General features: G+C 69.0%; 6 protein-coding genes. 1 reads left to right on the top strand and 5 read right to left on the bottom strand.

Annotated features, from left to right (window positions below; genetic code table 11):
• Positions 1-150 precede the first annotated feature (150 nt).
• The 5 genes from rlmD to surE all read right to left on the bottom strand — a co-directional run bounded on the left by rlmD (position 151) and on the right by surE (position 5448).
• Positions 151-1515 carry a 23S rRNA (uracil(1939)-C(5))-methyltransferase RlmD gene (gene rlmD, locus ABDW59_RS21935; protein WP_343633124.1) on the bottom strand — a complete coding sequence of 455 codons (1365 nt, stop codon included), beginning with the start codon at positions 1513-1515 and terminating at the stop codon, positions 151-153.
• 81 nt (positions 1516-1596) lie between these two features.
• The gene (gene rpoS / locus ABDW59_RS21930) at positions 1597-2466 is read right to left on the bottom strand and encodes an RNA polymerase sigma factor RpoS (protein WP_343633128.1); all 870 of its coding nucleotides are present in this window, start codon (positions 2464-2466) and stop codon (positions 1597-1599) included.
• Positions 2467-2888: 422 nt separating this feature from the next.
• Positions 2889-3773 carry a peptidoglycan DD-metalloendopeptidase family protein gene (locus ABDW59_RS21925; RefSeq protein WP_343633122.1) on the bottom strand — a complete coding sequence of 295 codons (885 nt, stop codon included), beginning with the start codon at positions 3771-3773 and terminating at the stop codon, positions 2889-2891.
• A gap of 89 nt (positions 3774-3862) precedes the next feature.
• Positions 3863-4696, bottom strand: coding sequence for a protein-L-isoaspartate(D-aspartate) O-methyltransferase (locus ABDW59_RS21920; RefSeq protein ID WP_343633120.1), 834 nt, complete (start codon positions 4694-4696; stop codon positions 3863-3865).
• The gene (gene surE / locus ABDW59_RS21915) at positions 4693-5448 is read right to left on the bottom strand and encodes a 5'/3'-nucleotidase SurE (RefSeq protein WP_343633118.1); all 756 of its coding nucleotides are present in this window, start codon (positions 5446-5448) and stop codon (positions 4693-4695) included. Before surE ends, ABDW59_RS21920 begins: the two co-directional genes overlap by 4 nt.
• Before the next feature lie 150 nt (positions 5449-5598).
• Here surE and ABDW59_RS21910 point away from each other — a divergent pair, with 150 nt between their 5' ends.
• The gene (locus ABDW59_RS21910) at positions 5599-6576 is read left to right on the top strand and encodes an NADPH:quinone oxidoreductase family protein (protein WP_343633116.1); all 978 of its coding nucleotides are present in this window, start codon (positions 5599-5601) and stop codon (positions 6574-6576) included.
• Positions 6577-6596 lie beyond the last annotated feature (20 nt).

The following is a 6596-nucleotide window of genomic DNA, read 5'->3' as shown; positions in this document are numbered from 1 at the left end:
AGCTAAAAGGCCTGAGCCCGGTGGAGTACCGAGCCCAGGCCCTGGGCGCCTAGCTTCCAACTGTCCAACTTCTTGGGGTCAGTTCAATCGGACCCCTTTCTGCATTCTGGCGTGCCCCCCCCCCCCCCCCCCGCTGCGGGTACCCCTGCCTCAGCGCTCGAACACCGCGATGCTCTCGACGTGCGCCGTGTGCGGGAACATGTTGACCGCGCCCGCATTCGTGCAGCGATAGCCCGCCACATTGACCAGCAGACCCGCGTCGCGCGCCAGCGTCGCCGGGTTGCAGGACACGTAGACGATGCGCTTGGGCGGCGTCCAGCCCGGCGCCAGCGACGGATCCTGCACCAGGTCCGCCAGCGCCTTGGCCAGCGCGAACGCGCCCTCTCGCGGCGGATCCACCAGCCAGCGATCCGACTCGCCGTCCGCGGCCAGCAGCTGCGGCGTCATCTCGAAGAGATTGCGCGCGACGAACGAGGCCTTGTGATCGAGCCCGTTGCGCTTGGCGTTCTCGCGCGAGCGCTGCACCAGGGTCTCGCTGCCCTCGATGCCCAGCACCTCGCGGGCCTGCGTGGCCAGCGGCAGCGTGAAGTTGCCCAGCCCGCAGAACCAGTCGATGACGCGCTCACCGGCCTGCACGTCCAGCAGTCGCAGCGCGCGGCCGACCAGCACCGTGTTGATGTGGTGGTTGACCTGCGTGAAGTCGGTCGGCTTGAACGGCATCACGACGCCGAATTCCGGCAGCGTATAGGCCAGCTCGGGGCCGTCGGCATCGAGCAGATGCACTGTCTCCGGCCCCTTGGGCTGCAGCCACCATTGCACGCCGTGTTCGACGGCGAACGCCCGCAGCTTGTCGACGTCACCAGCGCTCAGCGGCTCCAGATGACGCAGTACCAGCGCGATCACTTCCTTGCCGTCGACGTTGCCGATGGCCAGTTCGATCTGCGGCAGACGATCGCGCGCGTCCATCGAGCCGACCAGCTCGCGCATCGGCATCAGCATGGCGCTGACCTGCTCGGGCAACACCTTGCAGACCTGCATGTCGGCGATGTAGCGGCTCTTGCGCTCGTGGAAGCCCACCAGCACATGGCCCTTCTTCGGCACGTAGCGCACCGACAGGCGCGCGCGATAGCGATAGCCGGTCGCAGGTCCCTCGATCGGACGCAGCAGCTGCTCGGGCTTGACCTTGCCGAGATGCCACAGGTTGTCTTCCAGCACCCGCTGCTTCACCGCCACCTGCGCGGCCGGATGCAGGTGCTGCATCTTGCAGCCGCCGCAAGCGCCGGCATGCAAGCCGAAATGCGGGCAGACGGGCCGCACGCGCTGCGAGCTCTCTCGGCGCATCGCAACCAGCGCGGCTTGCTCCCAGTTGTTCTTCTTGCGGCCGACGGCGACCTGCACTTCCTCGCCAGGCAAGGCGCCCTCGATGAAGACGACCTTGCCTTCGCTGTTATGGGCGACGCCCTGCGCTTCCAGGTCCAGCGATTCGACCTTCAGCCATTCCGATACATCAGTCATGGGCGCGCATTATCCCAGCGCGCGAACGGGCGGAGCCCGGAAGCTGAGCAAGCCGAGCGGGGCCGAGCCGAGATGAACCGTTCAGAAGATCGAATCGCGCGAGATGCCTTGCCGCATCATGTTGCGCTTGAGCTTGGCCAACGCCTCGATCTGGATCTGCCGGATGCGCTCCCGCGTCAGCCCCAGCCTCACGGCCAGGATGTCCAGCGTCTCCGGCTCGCGGTCCGCGAGCCCATAGCGCCCCGCCAGCACCTCGCGCTCGCGGTCGCTCAGCGAGGCCAATCCCGTCTTGAGCAGATCCTCAAGCTCATGGCTGAGCCGCAAGCCCGCCGGATCGATGGCCGCGTCATCCGCGACCAGGTCCAGCATCGATTCCCCGCCCTCGCCATTGCGATCGACGGGCGAGTCCAGCGAGCTCGGCAGCTCCGCGTACGCGAGCAGCTCCGCGATCTCGTCGACCGGCCGGCCCAGCGCCTGCGCGACGTCCTCGGCCCGCACCACGCCTTCGCCGCCTCGCTCCGCGGCCAGCGCTTCCAAGGCGCGACGCGCCTTCAGCACCTGATTCAACTCGCGGACGATGTGCACCGGCAGCCGCACCAGCCGCGCCTGATGCATCAGCGCGCGCTCAACGGCCTGGCGTATCCACCAGCTCGCGTAGGTCGAGAAACGGAAGCCGCGTTCGGGCTCGAACTTGCCGATCGCATGCATCAAGCCGAGATTGCCTTCCTCAATGAGATCGCTCATCGGAAGGCCTCGACCGAGATAGTTCTTGGCGATGCTCACGACCAGCCGGAGGTTGTGTTCGATCATGGCCTGGCGCGCCTGGAAGTCGCCAGCGCGCGCCTTGGTCGCGGTCTCGAACTCCTCCTGCGGCGTCAGCAGCGGCGTGCGTCGAATGTCGCGAAGATAGGCTTGCAGCGCATTGGTCGCATCGCCGTCGGCGGGACCCAGGTCACCCTTGCCGGCGCGGCCATTGCGAGCAGCCGTGCCGCCGGCTTCCTCGCCGCGCAGGACGCGAGCTTCATCGTCATCGTCATCGTCGGCGCCTTCGCCGCGCTCGTCCTCGCCGGAGGACGATCCATCGACACGCACCTCGTCACCTTCTTGAGCGTCATGTCGCTCGCGCGCGTCGATCCCGTCGTGGCCGTCGCGACCATCGACGTCGCCGTGATCCGATGGAGCCTCGTGATCATCCGCGAGCTCATGCCCGTCATGCGAGCGCCGCGCGTCGATGCCGTCGGAGGCGTGGGGCGCCCCGGCGATCGGGGGCTGCAACGCGAAACGGCCTGGGTGGTCCAGGCCGTCGGACGGAAGCAATCCGTCGGTGGAAGAGGCGCGTTGCATGTTCATGTCGCGGCGCCTCCTTGAGCGCCTCAGCGCGCGGGCAGTAGCTTCGCAGGGTCGATCGGCTTGCCCTGCTTGCGCACTTCGAAGTGCAGCTTGACCTGGTCCGCGTCGCTCGAACCCATCTCGGCGATCTTCTGGCCCTTGCGCACCACTTGGTCTTCCTTCACCAGCAGCGTCTGGTTATGCGCGTAGGCCGTCAGGTAGTTCGTGCTGTGCTTGATGATGATCATGTTGCCGTATCCGCGCAACCCCGCGCCCGCATACATGACGCGGCCATCGGCGGCGGCGAACACCGGATCCCCGGCCTTGCCGGCGAAGGACATGCCTTTGTTGCGCACCTCGTCGAAACCGGCCGCCACCTGACCGGAGGCCGGCCAGCCCCAGGTGATGTCGTCGTCATCCTTGTTGCCGGCGCTGGGTGTCGCGGTTGCCGCCGTCGCGGTGGACGAGGCCGCGGATGCGGCCGGCGTGGTCGCGGGGGCCGTTTTCGAGTCCAGCGGACGGGCTTCCACCTTGGACGAAGCCAGCGGACGCGTGGTCACCGCCGTCGGATCGACGCCCGGAGGAGCGACGCGCAAGACCTGACCCACTTCGATCAGGTTGGGGTTGTCCATGCCGTTCCAGCGGGCGACGTCGCGCCAGCCCTGGCCGTTGTCCATCGCGATGCGGATCAGCGTGTCGCCGGGCTTGACCGTGTAGTAGCCGGGCTTGCCGGCGTTCTCGGCGCCGGGCAGCGGCTTGGATTCGGGCGCCGGCGTGACGGCGGTGCCGGCGATGGACGACGAAGAGCCCGCGTTCTTGCCGACGCTGCGATCCTCGACCGGCGCGCGATGCGGGGTCGACGTGCAACCCGCGAGCGCCAGCAGCGCCACGGAGGTCCAAAGCAGCGGAAGACGGAGAAGTTGTTGCATGCGCTCGTAGATCGTTGGGTGGGGTCGTGCAGCGGGGCTGCGCGGCAGGGGCCGACTCGGACGGCCCCTCGGCGCGGCCAAGGCCCGCGCTACATGACGCCGGATTTTAGGGGCACGAAGAGGACCGCCTCATGCAGGCTGCGCACAAAGCGCGATCCCGAGGCGTCCCGGACGTGATCGATCAGCACCAGCACCTGCCCGCGGCCGCCCGGCGCGGTCATCGGCGCCACCAGCCGGCCACCCGGCGCGAGCTGGTCCAGCCACGCCTGCGGGATGTCGTCGCCACCGGCGGCCGCGATGATGCTGTCGTACGGAGCGGACGGGGCATGACCCAGCATCCCGTCCCCATAGACCAGCCGGATCTGGTGATAGCCGGTGAGGTTCAAGCGGGCCTTGTCGTGCAAGGGCTTGAGCCGTTCGATGGACACGACCTGTTTCGACAGTTGCATCAGCAGCGCAGCCTGGTAGCCGCAACCGGTGCCGATCTCCAGCACCTTGCCCAGATGGCCTCGCTGGCGCGCGCCGGGCGCGTCCATCATCAGCGCCATCATCCGGCCGACCACCGAGGGCTTGGAGATCGTCTGCCCGTGACCGATGGGCAGGCTCGTGTCCTCATAGGCCTGCGTGGCGAGCGCAGAATCGACGAACTCGTGGCGCGGCACGGTCGCCAGCGACTGCAGCACCCGTTCGTCGCTCAACCCCTCGCGGCGCAGCCGCTGGACCATGCGCTGGCGCACGCCCACCGAATCCAGCCCGATGCCGCTGGGCGTGGACTGCCGCGCCTTGATCGCGGCGGCCTGCTGCCAGTGGCCTTGCGGCTTGAGCGGCTCGCGCGCTTCCGCGGCGGCGCCGGGACGCGGCGCCGTGCCGAGCTGGTTCAGCGACAGCGGAAAACGCTTGGGCCGCGGCGGCGTCTGGGTCATGGGCGGCCGCTGGTCTGCAGACGGCGGCTCCAGTCGCCCAGCGTCGCATGTTCGGTCAGGTCGACCTGCAGCGGCGTGACCGACACCGCACCGTTGGCGGTGGCGTGGAAGTCCGTGCCCTCGCCCGCCTCGCGCGCGTTGCCGGCCGGTCCGATCCAATAAATCATCTCGCCGCGGGGGCTGCGCTGCTGGATCGTGGCCTCGCTGGCATGGCGGCGGCCCAGGCGGGTGATCTGGCGCGGCAGCGAGGCCGCGTCGGCGCGATTGGGAATGTTCACGCTGAGCAGGAAGGGGTTGCCCAGCCCACCGGCGATGACGTCCTGGACCAGTTGGCGCGCGGTCGCGGCGGCGGCGTCGATGTGGCCCCAGCCCTTGTCGACCTGCGAGAACGCGATCGACGGGATGCCGAAGAGGTAGCCCTCGGTGGCGGCGGCGACGGTGCCCGAATAGAGCGTGTCGTCGCCCATGTTGGCGCCGTTGTTGATGCCCGAGAGCACCAGGTCGGGCCGGTAGTCCAGCAGACCGGTCAGCGCGAGGTGGACGCAGTCGGATGGCGTGCCGTTGACGTAGCGGAAACCGTTCGCGGCGGTGTAGACCGACAGCGGACGGCTCAGCGTGAGGGAGTTGGATGTGCCGCTGGCGTTCTGCTCGGGCGCGATCACTTCGATCTGGCCGAGCCCTTCGCACGCGCGGACCAGGGCATGCAGGCCGGGGGCCAGGTAGCCGTCGTCGTTGGCGATGAGGATGCGCATGGGCGGCATTGTAGGCAGGCCGTCACCTCAGCGACGCGAGGGTCGCCCCTCGGCCCCTACCATCCGCCCGCCCCTTTCGGGTGAGCGCCCGCGGCGGCGCACCCCGAAGCGGGCGCCCAGGAATTTCCCCCTTCGAACCAGGAGACCCCCATGAAGGCATGGCTGTGCGAGAACCCCGTCGGCGTCGAGGCGCTGCAATGGAAGGAGCTGCCCTCCCCGCAAGCCGGTCCCGGCCAGCTGAAGGTGGCGATCAAGGCAGCCAGCCTGAACTTCCCCGACCTGCTGATCGTGCAGAACAAGTACCAGATGAAGCCACCGCTGCCCTTCGTCCCGGGCACCGAGTTCGCCGGCGTGGTCGAGGCGGTCGGCGACGGCGTGACCGGCTTCAAGCCGGGCGACGCGGTGGCAGCCTTCACCGGCACCGGCGGTTTCGGGACGGAGGCCATCGTGCCGGCCGCGCTGGCCCTGCCGCTGCCCAAGGGCTTCCCGTTCGAGGACGCGGCGGCGTTCATCTGCACCTACGCCACCAGCCACCATGCGCTGATGGACCGCGCCGCGCTGCAGCCGGGCGAGACGGTGCTGATCCTGGGGGCCGCGGGCGGCGTGGGCACGGCCGCCATCCAGATCGCCAAGGCGGCCGGCGCGCGCGTGATCGCGGCGGCCTCCTCGGACGAGAAGCTCGCCCGCTGCCGCGAGATCGGCGCCGACGCCACCATCAACTACGCCACCGGATCCTTGCGCGACGAGATCAAGGCCCTGACCGAGGGCAAGGGCCCGGACGTCATCTATGACCCCGTGGGCGGCGACTTGGCCGAGGCGGCCTTCCGCTCCATCGGCTGGCGCGGGCGCTACCTGGTGGTCGGTTTCGCCCAGGGCGCGATCCCGGCGCTGCCGCTGAACCTGGCGCTGCTCAAGGGCGCGTCGCTGGTGGGCGTGTTCTGGGGCGAGTTCGCCAAGCGCGAACCCAAGCGCAACGCCGCGATGATGATGGAGCTGGCCCAGTGGTACGCCGCCGGCAAGATCCGGCCGGTGATCGACCAGGTGCTGCCGATGGAGCAGCTGCCGCAGGCCTTCGCACGCATGAGCACCCGCCAAGTGGTCGGCAAGCTGGTGGTGGTCAACGGCTGACCATCCTCCATCGGAGGGAC

Source organism: Roseateles sp., assembly GCF_039595295.1.
Lineage (GTDB): Bacteria > Pseudomonadota > Gammaproteobacteria > Burkholderiales > Burkholderiaceae_C > Roseateles.
This window is presented reverse-complemented; position numbering and strand designations above follow the sequence as displayed.

Coding starts and splice junctions, on each gene's coding strand:
- rlmD (WP_343633124.1), bottom strand. CDS start 1,515: ATGACTGATGTATCGGAATGGCTGAAGGTCGAATCGCTGGACCTGGAA.
- ABDW59_RS21925 (WP_343633122.1), bottom strand. CDS start 3,773: ATGCAACAACTTCTCCGTCTTCCGCTGCTTTGGACCTCCGTGGCGCTG.
- ABDW59_RS21920 (WP_343633120.1), bottom strand. CDS start 4,696: ATGACCCAGACGCCGCCGCGGCCCAAGCGTTTTCCGCTGTCGCTGAAC.
- surE (WP_343633118.1), bottom strand. CDS start 5,448: ATGCGCATCCTCATCGCCAACGACGACGGCTACCTGGCCCCCGGCCTG.
- ABDW59_RS21910 (WP_343633116.1), top strand. CDS start 5,599: ATGAAGGCATGGCTGTGCGAGAACCCCGTCGGCGTCGAGGCGCTGCAA.